This is a genomic window from Streptomyces sp. CB02056, from assembly GCF_001905545.1.
In the GTDB taxonomy this organism is placed as follows: Bacteria; Actinomycetota; Actinomycetes; order Streptomycetales; family Streptomycetaceae; genus Kitasatospora.
On record NZ_LIPD01000010.1, the window covers coordinates 103,347 to 121,474 of the forward strand.

Genomic DNA, 18,128 nt, shown 5'->3' on the forward strand with positions numbered 1-18,128 from the left:
CTCCTGGTCAGGCGGTGGTGGGCTGCTGCCCGTCCGGGTGGGCCTCTTCGCGGTGGAGGCCGAGCGAGTGCATCACCGGGAAGTCGTTGAAGGAGAACAGGCAGGCGTCCTCGCCCTGGTCGAGGTTCGCGTGCTCGTGCCAGGCCCAGGACGGGACGACGAAGACGTCCCCCCGCTGCCACTCGAAGCGGTGGCCGGCGATCACCGAGACGCCCCGCCCCTTGGCCGCGGTGTACACCACCGAGCCGGTGTGCCGGTGGGCGCGGGTGGCCTGGCCCGGCCGCAGCAGTTGCAGGTGGGCGGACATGGTCGGCATCACCGGGCCGCCGGTGACGGGGTTGGTGTACTCCATGACCACGCCGTCGAAGGGCGATCCCTCGGTGGCGCGGGCGAGTCGGCAGAGCGCGTGGTAGCTGGGCTCCCAGGGCCAGCCGAACAGCGGCGAGTAGGGGCGGGTCCACTTCTCGACGCCGTACGGCAGCAGGTTGCCGCCGTAGCTGAGCAGCGAGGAGTCGGTGACCGGCCCGGGCCGCTGGTACAGCTCCGGGTGGACCTCGTAGAAGTTGGCGTCGAGGGTGTTGACCAGAGGGATGTCCAGGCCGTCCTGCCAGATCACCGGGGCGTCGTCGGCCTCGTTGCCGTGCTCGTGCCAGGTGTTGTTCGGGGTGATCGCGAAGTCGCGCGGGCCGACCTTGAGCTTCTGCCCGTCCACGACGGTCCAGGCGCCGGTGCCCTCGTGGACGAAGCGCAGTGCGGAGGCCTGGTGGCGGTGCGCCGTCATCGCCTCGCCGGGGCCCATGATCTGCAGCCCGGTGTACAACAGGCCTACGGCGGCGCTCAGTTCGCGGCGGCCGGGGTTCACCAGCATCACCACCCGGCGCCCGGCGTCGTCGGCCTTCACCAGGGGCAGGGCCTTGTGCACCAGTGGGCGGAGGTCGGCGTAGCGCCAGAGCACGGGGACGGACCTCGGCTGCGGGTACCAGGGTTCGATCTCGTTGGCGACCGTCCACAGGGCGCCGGCCTGGTACTTGGCCAACTCCTCGTAGTAGGCGAGCAGTTCCGGGCTGTCGGTGACCCTGGCCCGGCCGATCCGGTCGTCGTCGTGACTGTCGTAACGGTCCTGGTCGTCGTGACCGTCGTGGCCGGGGGTGCGTTCGGGACTGGTCATGCCTCCTCCTCGGGGAACACCAGCGGCCGCAGCGGGCGGTTGTCCACGTGCAGCCGGAAGACGTCGAAGCGGTTGTAGTGGCCGACGATGTCGTGCATCTGCCGGGGCTGGACGCAGCGGCCGAGGTCGATCTCGGCGTAGACGATGCCCTCCTCGTCCACCAGCGGTTCGGTGACGGCGCGGCCGTCCGGGCCGAAGATCCCGGACAGGGCGCTGTGCGGGCGGGCGAGCTGCTTGCGGAGCCGCGGGTCGTCCCCGGCGATCAGGTCCACGATCTCGGGGGAGACGGTGGAGCAGGAGACGACCGAGAACACCTTGCCCTCGAAGCAGTGCGCGGCGGTGCGCAGGGCGATGGAGTCCGCCATGTCGTAGTCCTCGGGGCCCACCGGCAGCGCGATGTAGCAGGCGGCGTGGACGAGTTCGCCCTGGGCCAGCAGGGTGAAGCGGGCCAGTGGGTTGGTGTTCTCGCCGCAGGCCAGCGCGCCGAGCGGGCCGATGGCGGTGGGGTGCACCGTGAGGGTGCTGCCGTCGCCCTGCCCCCAGGTCAGCTTCTCGGCCCAGGTCGGCACCAGTTTGCGGTGCACGCCGAGCAGTTCGCCGTCCGCGCCGATGATCAGCAGGGTGTTGTACAGCGGTCCGAGGCCGGGCCGGCCGCGTTCGTTGACCCCGATCACCAGCACCACGCCGGCCTGCCGGGCGGCGGCCCGCAGGGTGTCGACGTACGGGCCGGGGACGTCCACGGCGGCCCGGTACAGCCGGTCGTACCAGGGCGAGCCCTGCACCGGGTTCATCGTCCAGTTCCAGTACGGGTAGCCGGGCACGAAGACCTCGGGGAAGACCACCAGTTCGGCGCCGTGCCCGGCCGCCTCGTGGATCAGCGCGACGGCCTTGTCGACGGTGGCGGCCGGGTCCAGGTAGACCGGGGCGGCCTGGACGGCGGCGGCGGTGAAGCGGGGCAGGTCGGGCATGGTTCCTCGTCCCTCCTCGGGGGCTGCGGTGGGGAACGCGACGGCTTCTCGAGGGGCTCGGGGGCCGCTCACGGAGGGTCCGGTGACCAGCGGCGGTGGACGGGCGGGGGAGGCTCGCGCAGCAGCTGCAGGCGCGGGGCGACCCGGTCGGCGTTCGGCCCGGGCGGCTTCCGGCTGCCGGCCCGCCAGGGTTCGGGCCAGCGGGCGCCCGGCCCGGCGTGGTTCCGCTCGGCGGCGGCGTGCAGCGTCCAGAGCGGGTCGTACAGGTGGGCGCGGCCGACCGCGACCAGGTCGGCCCGCCCGGCCAGCAGGACGGAGTCCGCGTCGTCGAACCCGGAGATGGCGCCGACCGCGATGGTCGGCAGGCCGGTGGCGGCGCGGACCAGTTCGGCGAACGGCGTCTGGTAGCCGCGCCCGTACGGCGGCCGCTGGTGCGCCACCACCTCGCCGGTGGAGACGTCCAGCGCGTCCGCCCCGGCCCCGGCGAGCGCGCGGCCGATCGCCACGGCCTCCTCCTCGGTGGTGCCGCCGGGCGCCCAGTCGCTCGCCGAGATCCGCACCAGCAGCGGCCGCCCGGCCGGCCAGACGGCGCGCACCGCCGTCAGCACCTCCAGTGGCAGCCGCAGCCGGTGGGCGAGCGGACCGCCGTAGCGGTCGGTGCGGCGGTTGGTGAGCGGGGAGAGGAAGGAGGAGAGCAGGTGGCCGTGGCCGAACTGGAGCTCCAGCACGTCGAAGCCGGCCCGGGCGGCCCGCTCGGCGGCGGCCGCGAAGTCCGCGGTGACGGCGGTCAGTTGGATGTCGTTCGCCTCGTGCGGCACCGGGCTGCCGGTGTCCCAGGGGAGGGCCGAGGGGGCGATCAGCGGCCAGCCCTCGGCGAGCGGGCGCCCGACGCCGTCCGGTCCGGGGGCGGCGGTCGCGCCCCGGCGGCCGGCGTGGGTCAGCTGGATGCCGAGCGGGGTGTCGCTCACCGCCCGTACGGCGTCGACGAGTCGGCGCCAGGCGGCCTCCTGGTGGTCGGCCCACAGGCCCGGGCAGCGGTCGGTGGCCCGGCCCTCGGGGCTGACCGCGGTCATCCCGGCGATCACCAGCCCCGCGCCGCCGAGCGCGTGGCCGGTCAGCTGGGCGCGGTCGAAGCCGCTGGGCAGCGCGTCGGGGGAGGTGAAGGTGGCGAGCGGGGGCACCACGACGCGGTTGCGCAGTTCCAGCGCGCCCAGTTTCAGCGGCCGGAACATCGGCGGCACCCCGGGCGAGCCGCCGAAGGCGGTGTCCACGGCGTCCACGAAGGCGGGGTCGCGGGCCCGCAGGTTGCCGTAGGTGACCCGCCGGCTGCGGGTGAGCAGGTTGAAGGCGAACCGGTCGATCCCCTGCCCGGTGCGCCGCCCGATGGTCTCGAACCATTCCAGGCTGGCCTGCGCGGCGCGCTGGGTGGACTCCACCACCGGGCGCCGTTCGGCCTCGTACCCGGCCAACGCCGCGTCCAGGGTGGGCTGTTCGCTCAGCGCGGCGGCCAGGGCGAGGGCGTCCTCCAGGGCGAGCTTGGTGCCGGAGCCGATCGAGAAGTGCGCGGAGTGCGCGGCGTCGCCGAGCAGGACCACGTTGCGGTGGCGCCAGCTCGCGTTCCGGACCGTGGTGAAGCGGATCCAGCGGGAGGCGTTGGGGATCAGCCGGTGGCCGTCCAGGTGCCCGGCGAGCAGCTCGGCGCAGCGCCGCACGCTCGCCAGGTCGCTCTCTCCGCGCGCCGACTCCCGTGCGGCGAAGGCATCGAAGCCGGCGCGGTGCCAGGCGTCCGCGGCCGCCTCGACGATGAAGGTCGAGCGGGTGGCGCTGTACGGGTAGGCGTGCACCTGGAGGACGCCGAAGTCGTACCGCTCGACGATGAAGGTGAAGGCCTCGAAGACCTTGTCGGTGGCGAGCCACATGTAGCGGCAGTGGCGTTCGTCCAGGTCGGGGCGGAAGCTCTCGGGGTGGGCGGCCCGGGTGCCGGAGCGGATTCCGTCGGCGGCCACCACCAGGTCGTACTCGGCGGCCAGCCGGTCGACGGGCGGCGCCGGGGTGCGGTAGCGCACGTCCACCGCCAGCTCGGCGCAGCGCTGTCGGAGGACGGCGCGCAGCCGGTTGCGGTCCAGGGCGGCGAAGCCGTGGCCGCCGCTGGTGCGGACCTCGCCCGCGTAGCGGATGTCGATGTCGCTCCAGCGGGCGAACTCGGCGCTGATCGCGGCGAAGACGAGCGGGTCGGCCCGGGCGATGCCGTCCAGGGTCTCGTCGGAGAAGACCACGCCGAAGCCGAACTCGTCGTCCCGGCCGTCCCGTTCGAAGACGGTGATGTCCCGGTCGGGTGCCAGCTGCTTGGCCAGGGCGGCGAAGTAGAGCCCGCCGGGGCCGGCGCCGATCACCGCGATCCGGCGCACCGCCCGCGGAGCCGCGTCCGGTCGGCCCGCGCGGTCCGGTGCCGTGCTCATGCGAGCACCTCGGGCCGCTGCGGCCCCGCCTCGGCCAGCGTGCGGCGGACCTGCGCGGGCCACGGCTGGGAGCCCCCGTCCTGCGGCGCGGCGTGCACCACCGACATCCGCCCGCTCGCGGCCAGCCCGTGCGGGCCGTGCACCTCGAAGGCGTAGTGCAGGGAGGAGCCGCCGACCCGGACGACCCGCAGTTCGGTGCGGACGAGGTCGCCGAACCAGAGCCGTTCGCGGTAGTCGGCCTCGAAGTGCACCCGGGGTATCCGCCCGAACAGTTCGGCGAGCCCGAGCCGGCGCAGCAGGGCCGCCTCCGCCGCCTCGGCCCAGCGCTGTACGGCGGAGAAGTGGTAGTGCCCGGCGGCGTCGGTGTCGGACCACTCCACCCGGCGCTCGACGGTGACGCTGGCCGGGGTCAGGGCGGCCCGTCGGCGCAGCTCGGCGCGGTGCAGCTTGCCGGTCGCGGTGCGCGGCAGCTCGGGCACGAACTCGACCGCCCGCGGGTACTTGTAGGGCGCGATGGCGCGCTTGACGTGCTCCTGGAGCGCGCGGGCCGTCTCGGGCCCGGCCGGTACGCCCGCGCGCAGCACCACGTACGCCTTGACCACCGCGCCGCGCCGCTCGTCCGGCGCGCCGACCACCGCGCAGTCGGCCACGTCGGGGTGGGCGGCGAGCGCCTGTTCCACCTCGGGCCCGGCGATGTTGTAGCCGGAGGAGACGATCATGTCGTCGTTGCGGGCCCGGAACCAGAAGTAGCCGTCGCCGTCCCGGACGTAGGTGTCGCCGGTGAGGTTCCAGCCGCCGCGGACGTAGTCCAGCTGGCGCTCGTCGTCCAGGTAGCGGCAGCCGGTCGGGCCCTTGACGGCGAGCATCCCGGGCTCGCCGTCCGGCACCGGGCGGCCCTGCCCGTCCAGGACCGCGGCCCGGAAGCCGGGGACGGGCCGGCCGGTGGAGCCGGGGCGGATGTCCCGGCCGGCGGCCGAGACGAACACGTGCAGCAGCTCGGTGGCGCCGATGCCGTCGATCAGCCGCTGTCCGGTGGCCGTGTGGAAGGCCTGCCAGACGGCGGCGGGCAGCGGCTCGCCGGCCGAGACGCAGTGCCGCACCCCGGCCAGCCGGTCGGCCAGCCCGGCGGCCAGGATCGCCCGGTAGGCGGTCGGCGCGGTGAACAGCACGCTCACCCGGTGCCGGCGGACCTGTTCGGCGAGCTGCTCGGGGGTGGCCTGCTCCAGCAGCAGGCCGGCGGCGCCCGCCCGCAGCGGGAAGACCAGCAGGCCGCCGAGGCCGAAGGTGAAGCCGAGCGGCGGGGTGCCGGTGAAGAGGTCCTCGGGGGTGGGGTGGAGCAGGTGGCGGGAGAAGGTGTCGGCGATGGCGAGCACGTCGCGGTGGAAGTGCAGGGTGGCCTTGGGGCGGCCGGTGGTGCCGGAGGTGAAGGCGATCAGCGCGACGTCGTCGGCGGCGGTCGGGACGGCGGGGAAGCCGGCGGGCTTGGCGGCGCAGCGGGCGGTGAGGTCCTCGGGGCCGGGGCCGCCGTAGGGGAGAACCCGCAGCCCGGGAGTCCGGGCCCGGTCCAGCTCGTCGAGGAAGCGGTGGTCGCACAGGGCGAGGGCGGGCCGGGCGATGCCGGTGAGCTCGGTCAGCTCGGCGGCGCGCAGCAGTGGCATGGTGGTGACGGCCACCCCGCCGGCCTTCAGCACGCCGAGCCAACAGGCTGCCAGCCAGGGGGTGTTGGGGCCGCGCAGCAGGACCCGGTTGCCGGGGACGAGGCCGAGGTCCTCGGTCAGCAGGCGGGCGATCCGGTCGGTGTGGCCGCGCAGTTCGCCGTAGGTCCAGCTCCCGGTGGGGGTGAGCAGGCAGCGGCGGTCCGGGCCGAGGCGTTCGATGGTGTCGTCGAGTAGGGCGGCGGCGCAGTTCAGGCGGTCGGGGTAGGCCAACTCCGGGATTTCGAAGAGGAGTTCGGGCCACTGCTCGAAGGGCGGGAGGTGGTCTCGACAGAACGTGTCCACGTGCGCCGAGGGTGAGAGCTCCATGGGCGGGCACCTCGTTGTGCGAGCGGGGAGTGAGGCCAGTATGGCGCTTCGGTGACGCCAGTCAAGAGAGCGATACACGCATTCGGGCGACGGCCCTGGTGGCGCTCCCCCCGGCGCCTCCGGTGCTCCCTGGCTCCTGGTCCCCGTTGTCGCCCGGCTCCCCGCTCGGGTCCGCGGTCCGGGACGGGCGGCAACCGGCCGTCCCGGAGCGCCTCGACGGGACCGGACCGTCAGCTGCTCGCGCCGTCCGCGGCGGCATCGGGCGTGCGGCCCTCCTGCGCCTGCCGGGCACGCTCGGCGACCAGCTCGGCGAGGCCGGTGAACGCGGGCCCGGTGAGCTGGTCGCCCGACCCCTCCTCGCGCACGACGAGCAGCACGCTGCCGACCCTGGCCAGTGCCACCGCCGACGAGGAGCCCTGGACGCGGACGGCGCTCTGGTCGCCGATCCGCGGGACGGCCGCCGCCGGTTCGGTGCCGGCGGTCCGGTCGAGCGTGTGGTCGAAGGCGCGGGCGGCGGCCTCGGGGGAGGCGAAGGAGGCCACGCCGAACTCCACGGTCTGCGCCGAGGCCGAACCGAAGGTCACGGTGGCGGAGGCGAGTTGAAGGTCGCAGGAGTCCGGGAGCAGGCACGGCAGCCCGCCGCCCCGGGCGGTCCCCGCCGTCGGCTCCCGCCGCACCTGCCAGCCGCCCGGCAGCGCCCGCGCGTCGGGCAGCACCGCCCGGACCAGCGCCGGGTCGCCCAGCGGCGGTGCGGCGTGCGCCAGTCCGGGCCCGCCCGGCTTCAGCAGCGGACGCGAGCCCAGGTGGATGCCAATCGCGACCAGCGCGGCGATCAGCACCAGGGCGAGCGCCACCACGATGCCGGTGCCGCTCCGCCGGGCGGCGAGCGTCCGGGCGCGGGCGGCCCCCGGGTCGAGCCGCAGCTGGACGGTGGCCGGGCTCGCCGGCGGCGGCGTGGACGGTGGTCCGACCCGCAGTTGCACGGTGCCGGGCTCGCTCCGCAGCTGGACGGTCGGCGGGTCGGCCGGCTTCCCGAGCCCGGTGGTGGCGAGGTACCGCGCGAACGCCGGGTCCGCGGCCAGCAGGTGGTCGACGGCGGCGGTCAGCAGCACCCGTGCCCGCGCGTCCCCCGGGCTCGCCTCCGCCGCCGTCAGCGCCCGGGCCCCCTCCGGCACCGTCCGCAACCGCGCCCGGACGACCTCCGCCACCGCCCGGTGCGGCCCGTCGCCCAGCAGCGCCGCCACCGCATCCGGTGCCAAGCCCCGGCCGTCCCCCATGGCAACTCCCCTTGCCGCACGAGTGGTTGCCCCCACGATCCCGGACCGGGGCCCGGTTCGTACCCATGCCGAACCGAACGGAGACGCGACTGAGACGCGATCCGGACGTAGCCGGGCGCGGCCCGTCGGCCGACCCGGCCCGTGCCGGGGGTGTCAGCGCAGGTCGAAGACCAGGCGGGCGGAGACCTTGCCGCTCAGGACCTCGTCGAAGCAGGCGTTCACGTCCTCCAGCCGGCGGGTCTCGCGGATCACCCGGGTGCGGCCGAGGGCGTGCAGGCGGAAGACCTCGGCGAGGTCCTCGCGGGTGCCGACGATCGAGCCGATCACCTTGGTGCCGTTCAGCACCGTCTCGAAGACCGGGAGTTCGAGCCTGCCCTCGGCCGGGAGGGCGACCAGGACGAGGGTGCCGCCGCGGCGCAGGGCGCCGTAGGCCGCCTGGAAGGAGGCGTTGCTGACGGCGAGGGCGATCGAGGCGTGGGCGCCGCCCAGGGCCTGGACCTCGGCCGCGACGTCCTGGGTGCGGGCGTCCAGGACGTGGTCGGCGCCGAGCTCGCGGGCCAGGGCGAGCTTGTCGTCGGTGACGTCGACGGCGATGGTCTCGGCGCCGAAGATCCGGGCGTACTGGAGGGCCAGGTGGCCGAGCCCGCCGATGCCGGAGACCAGCACCCGGGTGCCGGGCCGGGCGTCAGAGACCTTGAGCGCCTTGTAGGTGGTGACGCCCGCGCAGGACAGCGGGGCGGCGTCCAGCGGGTCGATGCCGTCCGGGACGGGGACGACGTAGTCGCCGTGCGCGAGCGCGTACTCCGCGTAGGCGCCGTCCACCGAGTAGCCGCTGTTGTGCTGCTGGAGGCAGAGCGTCTCCCAGCCGGAGACGCAGTGGTCGCAGCGCCCGCAGGCGTCCGCGAGCCAGGGGATGGCGACCCGTTCGCCCACCCGGACGTGCCGGACCTGGTCGCCGGCCGCCTCGACGATGCCGACGCCCTCGTGCCCGGGGACGAACGGCGGGCTGGGCTTGACCGGCCAGTCGCCGTGGGCGGCGTGGATGTCGGTGTGGCAGAGGCCGGAGGCCTCGATCCGGACCCGGACCTGGTGCGCGGCGGGCTTCGGTAGGGGGCGGTCCTCGACGGCCAGCGGTGCGGTGAAGTCGTGGACGACGGCGGCCTTCATGCGCTTCTCCCTCGGGCGTACGGACGGGTGCTGCCGGCGGCCGCGCGCGCGGGCGCAGCCGCCACCAGCTTCACCCGATGGGGTGATCTTCGCCGTCCGGACTAGGCCAAAAGAGTGGGCATGGGGCCAGGTATCCCCGCAGGTCAGCGCACCGGCATCGACATGTAGACGGCGCGTCGCCCGTAGGACGCGGGGACCGCCACCTCCCGGTGCGCGCGGTAGCCGAGCAGCCGCAGCAGGATGTCCGCCCCGCGCACCGCGACCATCGAGATCCGCTCGAAGCCCAGCTCCTCCGCCCGCTCCCGGAAGTGCCGGATGAACCCCAGCGCGACCTCCCGGCCGCGCAGGTCCTCGGCGATCACCAGGTCGTGCACGTGCAGGTTGCCCGACTCGTGCACCGCGTCCTCCGCCCGGGCGAGGTCCGGGCAGCGCAGCGGCGGGTACGGCAGGCTCAGCAGGTAGCCGCGGACCGTGCCGCCCTGCTCCAGCACGAAGCAGGTCTCCGGCGAGCCGAGGGCGCGGGACTGCAGCGCCTCCCGGCCCTCCGACAGGCCGTCGGCCGCGTAGGCGTCGTACTCCAGCGCGACCACGGCGTCCCAGTCGCCGTCGGCCAGGAGCCGGATCCGGAGGTCCTCGCCCACTAGGCCGGAACCTCCGAGGCGCCGAGCCCCTCGGCGCGGGAGGCGGCCACCAGTGCCGCCCAGGCCTCCACCAGCACCGCCCAGCGCTCGGCGTCCGCCCGCGCCTCGTCCAGCAGCTGCTGCCGCCGCTCGGCCACCACGTCCGCGAGCTCGGCGTACTTGCCGCCCAGCTTGCGGTAGGAGCGGTCCAGGACGTCCAGGCAGTGCTCGTTCCCGGCCCGGTCCCAGTCGACGCTGCCGCGCACCAGGTCGAGGAGCGGCTCGACCTTCAGCCCGTGCCGCTCGTCCAGCAGCCCGCGGCCGAGGTCGATCATGCCGCCGTAGACCGGGTACAGGTACAGCATCGAGAGCAGGAACTTGACGAACCGCAGCTGGTAGTTGACGAAGCCGGAGCCGGTGCGGCGCTCGGGCGTGTAGTAGTTGACGATGTGCCGGTTGTGGACGACGCCGGGCAGCCGGGAGTGGACCATGGCGTGCAGCAGGGCGTAGTCGCTGCCGATCGTCTCGATCGAGGGCAGCAGCGGCAGCACCTCGTAGGCCCGGTGGTCCAGGGCGATGTTGCACATGTAGACGTCCCAGATGTCGGGCACGCCGAGGACGGACTCGTCGGTGGTGAACGGCTCGGAGCCGGCGCCCTTGAAGGAGACGTCCACCATCGCGTCCTGCTCCTCCTCCGACCACACCGGCGGGGTCCACAGGCGCACCACCTCGCGGTAGACGGCCGGGTCCAGCTCGTGGATCTCGCTGATGTCCACGTTGAGTTCGCCGATGAAGGAGCCGCTGACCAGCATCACAGGCTTGTCCGCGTCGGCCGGGTCGAGCTCGGAGCGGGACACGACGGCCGCCGCCTCGCCGGCCGGCCGGCCGATCGAGAGCAGCTCGTGGTGGATCGGGAAGACCTTCCGGCCGTCGACGACCTGGAAGTCGGCGTCGTCGTTGCGCAGGTGCGCCGAGGTGCAGCCCAGGGCGGCCGCGCCGAGGAAGAGCCGGTTGACGCAGGAGCCGTACGCGACGGCCGGCGGCAGCATCATGTCGAGCAGCAGTTCGGGGTCGGCGGCGCCGGAGCGCTCGGCCACCCGGCGCAGGAACTCCCGCTGCCGCGCCTCGCCGAGGTGGTGGACGACCACGCCGGGGGTGGGCTCCAGCGCGGCCACGGCGCCCGCGTTCTCCGCGAAGGCGACGGCGTCGGTGGTGTCGAGGACGAGCAGGTGCACCTCGACCCCGAAGGTCGCGACGGCGTAGGCCGCCTCCTCGGCGAGTTCCGCGATGGTGTCGGGGCAGGACCGCATGGTGGGCAGGGCGAGGCAGACTCTTTGCATGGTGCGGGTTTCTCCATCGGATCGTCAGATTCGGTGCAGTGATTGCCAGTTGAGCGCACAGGGGGACCCCGGACGGCGGCTCGGGCCGGTCTGCCGGACCACCGTGGACTAGACCACTTGTGAAGTCAACGATTGACAGCGGCGCCCCGACGGGGTGGAATGCGCCCCCTTCCGTACGACCGGCCGTCCCCGCACGGGCGCCCGAATCGCACGCGAGGACGAAGAGCCCTCGCTGAGTCGAACGGCCGGACGGGTGCGGGGGGTTCATTGCCGGGGTTTTGCGCCGTCGGGGTCAATCCGTGACCCCTGCCTGCCGATACCGGAGGTGATGCCCTCACGCCGTTCGGAGGAGCCCACGATGCCCGAACTGTGGCTGCCCGGTGCCGAGATCCACGACCTCGGCGACCACGCGCCGACCGATCAGCAGTACCCGCCGAAGGCCATCGCCCACATCACCTGGGACCGCAACGCGACCGCCGCCGCGCCGCAGGACTGGTGCTCCTACGAGGACCTGGTCGGCTACTTCACCGGCAGCGGCGCCGGCGACGCGCCGCACCTGGTCTGGGACCCGTTCAGCGGCCGCACGGCGCAGCTGTTCCCGGCCGACTCCCGCTCGAAGAGCCTGCTCAGCCCCAGCCAGAGCCCCACCCGCACCAACCGGGCCGGGCGGGTGGTGATCCAGATCGAGGCGGTGTTCTTCCCCTACTGCCGCTACCAGGGCGCCGTCTACCCGCGCCTGGTCGACACCCCGTGCGCGGGCTGGGACCGGATCCACGCCTGGATCTCCTCCTGGGGCGTGCCCGACATCTGGCCGATGGGCCGGCCGACCGACTTCTCCGGCCACCGCGACGAGCGGACCTGGGAGGCCCTCGGCGGCTGGTACGCGCACGCCCACGTGCCGTACAACGACCACACCGACCCCGGCTCCTGGCCCGACCTCACGGCCGGGCCCGGCTCCCCGGGCATCCCGCCCCAGCAGCAGCCGGTGCCCCCGGTCACGACCGCCCGCTACCAGGTCAGCATCAACGGCCTGCCGTACGGCTACGGCGCCCAGGGCTACCAGGTGACGGTGGTCGGGCGGGCGCTGGTCGCGCACGGTTTCGGCGACCACTACCGCTCCGGCCCCGGCCCGAACTGGACGGACGCGGACACCGAGAACTACGCGGACTACCAGGGGAGTCTGGGCTACGCCGGGCAGGCGGCGGACGGCGTCCCGGGGGAGAGCTCGCTGCGCCGGCTGCTCGGCTACCTGCCCGGGCAACGGACGGTCTCGGTGTCCCATGTGGTCGCGGCCGCCGGGACCGACCCGGGGGCCGCGCAGGGGCACCTGACGTACGGGTCCGAGGTGGCCATCGTGGAGCAGGCGCTCGCCGACGAGGGGCTGCTCGACCAGCGGTGGGTGGACGGCTCGTTCGGCACCCGGACGGTCTCCGCGTACGCGGCCTGGCAGCGGCGCTGCGGGTACCAGGCGGGGGCGGCGGACGGGATCCCCGGCCAGGCCTCGCTGCAGCAGCTGGGCGCGGCGCAGGGGTTCGCGGTGACCGACTGAGGCCGGCTCCGGGGGCACCGCGGTCGGGGCTGTTGCCCGCTGTCTCCGGCTGCTCCCCGCTGTTCCGTGCTGCTCCTCGGGGAGGAGCGCTCCGGCTGTCGCCCGGTGCGTGTACTCGCCGGGGAGTAGGCGAGGTTACTTCCACCGTCAGATGCCCGATGAGGATCGGACGGGAGAGCCTGGGGCCGTCCTCGTGGCCCCGACTCGAAGGAGGTACCCCGTGCGCTCGCCCACCGGCGCCGTCACGGCGTCCGAACCGGCGTCCGGTGTCAGGCGGCGGTCCGCGGGCCGCCGCCTGACACCGGCGGCGCGCAAACGCCTGGTCGTCCTGCACATCACCGCCTCGGTGAGCTGGCTGGCGCTGATGCTCTGCCTGCTCACCCTGGCGGTGACGGCGCTGACGGCCGTGGGCGCCGGCGACGCCGACCGGCTGCGCACCGCCTACCGGGCGATGGGCCTGCTCGGCGACGTGCTGATCCTGCCGCTGAGCCTGCTCACCTTCCTGAGCGGGGTGGCGCTCGGGCTCGGCACCTCCTGGGGGCTGTTCCGGTACTACTGGGTGAGTACCAAGTTCTGGCTGACGCTGGGGGCGATGGCGGCCTCCGTCTTCGCGCTCAGCGACCGGCTGCACGACGCGGTGCGGGTGGTGGACGCGCACCCGACCGGCCCGATCACGGCGGCGGACCTCGGCTTCGTCCGGTACAACACGGTGATCGTCCCGGCGGTGGCGCTGTCGCTCTACCTGTTCACCGTGGTCCTGTCGGTGTACAAGCCCTGGGGCCGCCGGAAGACCAAGGCCGGTGCCGCGGACGCGGACGCCCGCCGGGGCCGAATACCCGGGGCGGGCGCCTGACCGGTCGGCCGCCGGCCCCGGCCCGGCGCCGCCCGGGGAATGCCCGCGCGGAGGGAGGGCGTTGTGCACCGACGTGACCAGCGCCGCGTCCACGACCAGGATCTCCGTGCTCGACCGCTCCCGGACCAGACAGGGTGAGGAGCCGGCCCGGGCACTGCGGGACACGGTGGCCTTCGCCCGCGAGGCGGAGCGGCTCGGCTACCACCGGTTCTGGGTCTCCGAGCACCACGGCGTGCCGGGGGTGGCCGGGTCGGCGCCCACCGTGCTCGCCGCGGCGGTGGCGGCGGCCACTTCCCGGATCCGGGTCGGCACCGGCGGGGTGATGCTGCCCAACCATCAGCCGCTGGTGGTGGCCGAGCAGTTCGGGGTGCTGGCCGCGCTGTTCCCGGGGCGGATCGACATGGGGCTCGGGCGCTCGGTGGGCTTCACCGACGGCGTCCGGCGGGCGCTCGGGCGCGAGAAGGGCGCAGCGGACGAGTTCGGTGCCCAGCTGGCCGAACTGCTCGGCTACTTCGACGGCTCGCAGCAGGCGCACCGCGGGGTCCACGCCCGGCCGGCCGAGGGCCTGCACGTCCCGGCCTTCGTCCTGGCCACCGGTGCGGGCGCCGACCTGGCCGCCGACGCCGGGCTGCCGCTGGTGATCGCCGCCCCGCACGGGGAGGACCGGATGCTCGCGGCGATCGACCGCTACCGCGACCGGTTCCGCCCCTCGGCGCACGCCGCTGAGCCGTACGTGGTGGTCTCGGGCACGGTGGCGGTCGCCGAGACGGCCGAGCGGGCGCGCGAGCTGCTCGTCCCGGAGGCCTGGTCCGGCGCGTACTCCCGTACCCACGGCGAGTTCCCGCCCCTGGCCCCGGCGGCGGAGATCCTCGCCCGGGAGATGACCGTCCGGGAGCGGGCCGCGTACGAGCAGTCGCTCAAGGGGCACATCGCGGGCACCCCGGAGCAGGCCGCCGCCGAGCTGCTGGCGCTGGTGGAGCGCAGCGGGGCGGACGAGTTCCTGGTCACCACCAGTACCTACGACCGCGCCGCGCTGCTGGACTCCTACCGGCTCCTCGCCGAGGCCGTCGGCCGGGCCTGAGCGGGCCGGGCCTGAGCGGGCCCGGAGGAGGCGGAGCCGTCACCGGTCCGGGCCGGGCCTCGCCGGCTGCCCGGCGCTCGCTGCTCCCCTCCCGCTGCCCGGCGCTACCGCTCAGCCCGCGTCGACCTCGGTCGTCCCGAGCCGCGCGTACACCTCCGGCCGGCGGGCCCGCAGCCGCAGGGCGATCCCGACGCCGGTCAGGAACACCACCGGCACGATCGCGACCAGCGGCCAGTTGACCTCCGGGCCGGCGCCGGTGAACAGGTCGAGCCGCCACACCACCAGCGCGGTGGCCCCGCACAGCAGCACGGTGGCGGCCAGCGGCGCCACGACCGTACGGAACGCCCCGGCGCTCGCGGCGGCCGCCCGGTTGCGGCGGAAGAAGGCGAACACGGCCAGACCGGCCAGCGCCTGGAGCACCAGGATCCCGACCACCCCGGGGGAGTTCGCCCAGAGGAAGAACTGGTTGTACGGGTCCGCCCCGATCAGCGCGGCCACCCCGACGGCCACCGCCGCCACCACCGACTGCACGATGCCGCCGATCCACGGCGAACCGTGCCGCGGGTGGACCCGGCCCAGCACGGCCGGGGCTGCCTGCTCGGTGGCCAGCGCGTAGCCGTACCGGGTGATGGTGTTGTGGAAGGCGAGCAGCGCCGCGAGCAGGCTGGTGACGATCAGCACCCGCTGCACGTCCGTCGCCCAGCCGCCGACGTAGTCGGTCATCGCGGTGAAGAACATCCCGGCCGGGTCGGCGGTGGCGGTCGCGACGGCCCCGGTGTCGCCGAAGGCCTGCACGATCATCCAGGTGACGAAGGTGTAGAAGAGGCCGAGGAAGACGATCGCGGCGTAGGTCGCGCGCGGCACGGTCCGCTGCGGCTGCCGGGCCTCCTCACGGTAGATCGCGGTCGCCTCGAAGCCGATGAAGGCGGCGAAGGAGAGGCCGAGCACCCCGCCCATCCCGCCGGAGAACACGTGCTCCGGGGCGAACGAGGACAGGCTCAGCCCGTGCGCCCCGCCCTTGACCAGCACCGCCACCGCGAGCACCAGCAGGATGCCGGTCTCGGCGATCAGCAGCGCCCCGAGCACCTTGGCCCCGAGGTCTATCGAGCGGAAGCCGAGGAACCAGACCACCGCGACCCCGAGCAGCGCCCAGACCGGCCAGGGCAGGTCCAGCCCGAGCAGGTCCTCGGCCGTGGTGTGGGCGAAGAACCCGAAGGCGCCGAACATGCCGATCTGGATCGCGTTGTACGAGAGCACCGCGAGCAGTGCCGCGCCCAGCCCGGCCGCCCGGCCGAGGCCGCGGGTGACGTAGGCGTAGAAGGCGCCGGCGTTGCGGATGTGCGCGGTCATGGTGGTGAAGCCGACCGCGAAGAGCGCCAGCACCACGCCAGTGGCCAGGTAGGCGACCGGCGCGCCGATGCCGCTGAAGGAGATGGCGAACGGCGCCACGCCGGCCATCACGGTCAGCGGCGCGGCGGCGGCCACGACGAAGAAGACGATGTCGCCGGTGCCGAGCACCCCGCGCTCCAGCCCGCCAGCGGTGCCGGGGGAGGTGGGGGTGGAAGGGGCGCCGGGGTCGGGGGGACGGAGTGCGGCGGGGGAGGCCGCGTCGGAGGGCAGGGTCATGGGGGAGCTCTCCTGGGGTCGTGGGTACGAGGGTAGGGCGGTCGGCGGCGCGGACGCGTCGGCCGCCGACCGGGGAACGAGGCACGGACGCCGTGGGGGACGGCCGGAACCGGTCGGGACATCCGTCCGGGCGGGGCGGCGGGGCGGCCAGGACGTCTCAGCGCGTCGAGCCGCAGCCGGACAAGCCAGACAGGCCGGACAAGCCAAACAAGCCGGACCGGCCGCAGCCGGACAGCCGGACAGCCGGGGCGCGCCTCAGCGCGTCGAGCGGTCGCCGCCGGGCGGCCCACCGTGGGTGCGCCGTCCGCCGAGCCAGGTGCCGGCCACCTCGATCGAGGCCAGCTCACCGGCCGGCACCGCGTACGGATCGGTGGCCAGGTGCACCAGGTCGGCCCGCAGGCCCGGCCGCAGCACGCCCCACTCGGTCTCCTCGAAGGCCTGGTGCGCCACGCCCGCCGAGTACGCCGCCAGCGCCTCGGTGAGCCCGATCCGCTCCTCGGGCAGCCAGCCGCCGTCCGGCAGCCCGTCCGGCGTCTGCCGGGTGACGGCGGTGGCCAGCCCGGCGAGCGGCTCGTAGCGGGTGACCGGCCAGTCGCTGCCGAAGGAGACCCGGGTGCCGCCGCGCAGCAGGGCGGCGATCTGGTACTGCCGGGAGCCGCGGTCCGGGCCGATCCGGGGCAGGGTGAGCTCGGTCATCAGCGGGTCGGTCTGCGCCCACAGCGGTTCGAAGTTGGCGATCACCCCGAGTTCGGCGAACCGCGGCAGGTCGTCCGGGTGGACCAGCTGGACGTGTGCGATCACCGGCCGGCGGGCGCGCGGCCCGTTGCGGCGGGCGGCGGCCTCGACGGCGTCCAGCGCGATCCGTACGCCGTGGTCTCCGATCGCGTGGATGTGCGGCTGGAAGCCCAGCGCGTCCACGGCGGTGACGGCCTCCGCCAGCTCGGCGCCGGTCCAGTTGGCGACGCCGTGGGAGTGCGGGCAGTCGCTGTACGGCTCCAGCAGCGCGGCCGTGCCGGACTCGATGACGCCGTCGGCGAAGAACTTGACCGCCCGCGCGCTGAGCCGCCCGCGCCCGGCGGCCTCGACCCGGTCGCGGTCGGCGGCCAGGCGGGGGAGCCGCCCGCGCCAGCCGTCCGGTTCGAGCAGCAGGGCGAGTCCGGCCCGGACCGGCAGGTCCTGCTCGGCGACGGCCGCCAGCCAGGTGTCCACCTGCGCGGGTTCGACCCAGGCGTCCTGGAGCCAGGTGAGTCCGGCGGCGGCGAGCGCGGCGGTGGTCTCCCGCAGCGCGGCGACCTGTTCGGCCAGTGGCCGCGGCGGGACGAGCGCGAGGACGGGGTTCAGCGCACCGAACTCGCGCAGGGTGCCGAGCGGGCTGCCGTCCGGCCGTCGGACGATCTCGCCGCCGACCGGCTGGGGCGTGTCCGGCCCGTACCCGGCCCGGCGCAGCGCCTCGCTGTTGGCCCAGCCGGTGTGGTGGTCCATGGTGCGCAGCAGCACCGGCCGGTCCGGTACGGCGGCGTCGAGCAGCCGGGCGTCGAACAGCCCGCCCTCGGCCAGTGACGGATCCACGGCGTCGCCGGTGATCCACTCGGCCTCGGGGTGGCGCCGCGCCCAGTCGCGGACGGCCGCCACGACCTGCTCCACGCTGGTGCAGTCGCGGACGGGCACGCCGCGCAGGCCGATGGCGCCGAGCAGCGGGTGGACGTGGCCGTCGCCGAAGGAGGGCAGCAGGGCGCCGCCGTCGAGGTCGACGGTCTCGGTGCCTTCGTCGCGCAGGGCGAGGGCGGCGTCGCCGAGGGCGGCGATCCGCCCCGCGCTGACGGCGAGGGCGTGGGTGCGGGGGAGGGCGGGGTCTCCGGTGTGGATCCGGCCGCCGGTGAAGATCGTTTCGGCACGCATACGGGGGTGTGCGTCCTCTCCGGGGCAGGGCGGGCCGACGGGTGCGCGGCCTGCCTAACCGAATGGGGTTCGGTTACCGTAGGCGCGGCACCGGCGG

General features: G+C 74.8%; 13 protein-coding genes and 1 pseudogene. 3 read left to right on the forward strand and 11 right to left on the reverse strand.

Annotated elements, in window-relative coordinates; translation table 11 throughout:
- Positions 1 to 7: 7 nt before the first annotated feature.
- The 9 genes and pseudogenes from AMK13_RS27410 to AMK13_RS27445 all read right to left on the reverse strand — a co-directional run bounded on the left by AMK13_RS27410 (position 8) and on the right by AMK13_RS27445 (position 11,023).
- Positions 8 to 1,168, reverse strand: coding sequence for a cupin domain-containing protein (locus tag AMK13_RS27410; protein WP_079272517.1), 1,161 nt, complete (start codon positions 1,166 to 1,168; stop codon positions 8 to 10).
- Positions 1,165 to 2,136 carry a carbon-nitrogen hydrolase family protein gene (locus AMK13_RS27415; RefSeq protein WP_074004510.1) on the reverse strand — a complete coding sequence of 324 codons (972 nt, stop codon included), beginning with the start codon at positions 2,134 to 2,136 and terminating at the stop codon, positions 1,165 to 1,167. The genes AMK13_RS27410 and AMK13_RS27415 overlap by 4 nt, the downstream gene beginning before the upstream one ends.
- Positions 2,137 to 2,204: 68 nt before the next feature.
- The gene (locus AMK13_RS27420) at positions 2,205 to 4,595 is read right to left on the reverse strand and encodes an oxidoreductase (RefSeq protein ID WP_074004511.1); all 2,391 of its coding nucleotides are present in this window, start codon (positions 4,593 to 4,595) and stop codon (positions 2,205 to 2,207) included.
- Positions 4,592 to 4,975: an acyl-CoA thioesterase gene (locus AMK13_RS45215; protein ID WP_234348306.1), complete on the reverse strand. Its 384-nt coding sequence runs from the start codon at positions 4,973 to 4,975 to the stop codon at positions 4,592 to 4,594. The genes AMK13_RS27420 and AMK13_RS45215 overlap by 4 nt, the downstream gene beginning before the upstream one ends.
- A gap of 36 nt (positions 4,976 to 5,011) precedes the next feature.
- A pseudogene (locus tag AMK13_RS27425) lies at positions 5,012 to 6,619 on the reverse strand (AMP-binding protein); the annotation flags it as partial.
- 230 nt (positions 6,620 to 6,849) lie between these two features.
- Complete coding sequence (locus tag AMK13_RS27430; protein ID WP_143204643.1) at positions 6,850 to 7,878, reverse strand: hypothetical protein; 1,029 nt, start codon at positions 7,876 to 7,878, stop codon at positions 6,850 to 6,852.
- 171 nt (positions 7,879 to 8,049) lie between these two features.
- A complete protein-coding gene (gene adhP / locus AMK13_RS27435) occupies positions 8,050 to 9,063 on the reverse strand; it encodes an alcohol dehydrogenase AdhP (protein ID WP_074004513.1) in 1,014 nt (337 codons plus the stop codon).
- 143 nt (positions 9,064 to 9,206) lie between these two features.
- Positions 9,207 to 9,704 carry a GNAT family N-acetyltransferase gene (locus AMK13_RS27440; protein WP_049652045.1) on the reverse strand — a complete coding sequence of 166 codons (498 nt, stop codon included), beginning with the start codon at positions 9,702 to 9,704 and terminating at the stop codon, positions 9,207 to 9,209.
- Complete coding sequence (locus tag AMK13_RS27445; protein WP_074004514.1) at positions 9,704 to 11,023, reverse strand: DUF6271 family protein; 1,320 nt, start codon at positions 11,021 to 11,023, stop codon at positions 9,704 to 9,706. Before AMK13_RS27445 ends, AMK13_RS27440 begins: the two co-directional genes overlap by 1 nt.
- Positions 11,024 to 11,381: 358 nt before the next feature.
- On the opposite strand from AMK13_RS27445, the gene AMK13_RS27450 reads away from it, so the two are divergent.
- The 3 genes from AMK13_RS27450 to AMK13_RS27460 all read left to right on the forward strand — a co-directional run bounded on the left by AMK13_RS27450 (position 11,382) and on the right by AMK13_RS27460 (position 14,506).
- Complete coding sequence (locus tag AMK13_RS27450) at positions 11,382 to 12,572, forward strand: peptidoglycan-binding protein (RefSeq protein ID WP_049652047.1); 1,191 nt, start codon at positions 11,382 to 11,384, stop codon at positions 12,570 to 12,572.
- Positions 12,573 to 12,792: 220 nt separating this feature from the next.
- The gene (locus tag AMK13_RS27455) at positions 12,793 to 13,425 is read left to right on the forward strand and encodes a DUF2269 domain-containing protein (protein WP_198959442.1); all 633 of its coding nucleotides are present in this window, start codon (positions 12,793 to 12,795) and stop codon (positions 13,423 to 13,425) included.
- Positions 13,426 to 13,498: 73 nt separating this feature from the next.
- Positions 13,499 to 14,506 carry an MsnO8 family LLM class oxidoreductase gene (locus tag AMK13_RS27460; protein ID WP_074004662.1) on the forward strand — a complete coding sequence of 336 codons (1,008 nt, stop codon included), beginning with the start codon at positions 13,499 to 13,501 and terminating at the stop codon, positions 14,504 to 14,506.
- 111 nt (positions 14,507 to 14,617) lie between these two features.
- Here the strand turns inward: AMK13_RS27460 and AMK13_RS27465 are convergent, their stop codons facing one another.
- Both AMK13_RS27465 and AMK13_RS27470 read right to left on the reverse strand, forming a co-directional pair.
- Complete coding sequence (locus AMK13_RS27465; protein WP_079272519.1) at positions 14,618 to 16,132, reverse strand: APC family permease; 1,515 nt, start codon at positions 16,130 to 16,132, stop codon at positions 14,618 to 14,620.
- 255 nt (positions 16,133 to 16,387) lie between these two features.
- Positions 16,388 to 18,031, reverse strand: a complete 1,644-nt coding sequence (locus AMK13_RS27470) for an amidohydrolase (RefSeq protein WP_074004515.1) — start codon at positions 18,029 to 18,031, stop codon at positions 16,388 to 16,390.
- Between the last annotated feature and the right edge of the window lie 97 nt (positions 18,032 to 18,128).

Excerpts from the sequence above, each read along its gene's own strand:
- AMK13_RS27465 (WP_079272519.1), bottom strand. The coding sequence starts at position 16,132 with ATGACCCTGCCCTCCGACGCGGCCTCCCCCGCCGCACTCCGTCCCCCC.
- AMK13_RS27415 (WP_074004510.1), bottom strand. The coding sequence starts at position 2,136 with ATGCCCGACCTGCCCCGCTTCACCGCCGCCGCCGTCCAGGCCGCCCCG.
- AMK13_RS27420 (WP_074004511.1), bottom strand. The coding sequence starts at position 4,595 with ATGAGCACGGCACCGGACCGCGCGGGCCGACCGGACGCGGCTCCGCGG.
- AMK13_RS27445 (WP_074004514.1), bottom strand. The coding sequence starts at position 11,023 with ATGCAAAGAGTCTGCCTCGCCCTGCCCACCATGCGGTCCTGCCCCGAC.
- adhP (WP_074004513.1), bottom strand. The coding sequence starts at position 9,063 with ATGAAGGCCGCCGTCGTCCACGACTTCACCGCACCGCTGGCCGTCGAG.
- AMK13_RS27410 (WP_079272517.1), bottom strand. The coding sequence starts at position 1,168 with ATGACCAGTCCCGAACGCACCCCCGGCCACGACGGTCACGACGACCAG.
- AMK13_RS27470 (WP_074004515.1), bottom strand. The coding sequence starts at position 18,031 with ATGCGTGCCGAAACGATCTTCACCGGCGGCCGGATCCACACCGGAGAC.
- AMK13_RS27450 (WP_049652047.1), top strand. The coding sequence starts at position 11,382 with ATGCCCGAACTGTGGCTGCCCGGTGCCGAGATCCACGACCTCGGCGAC.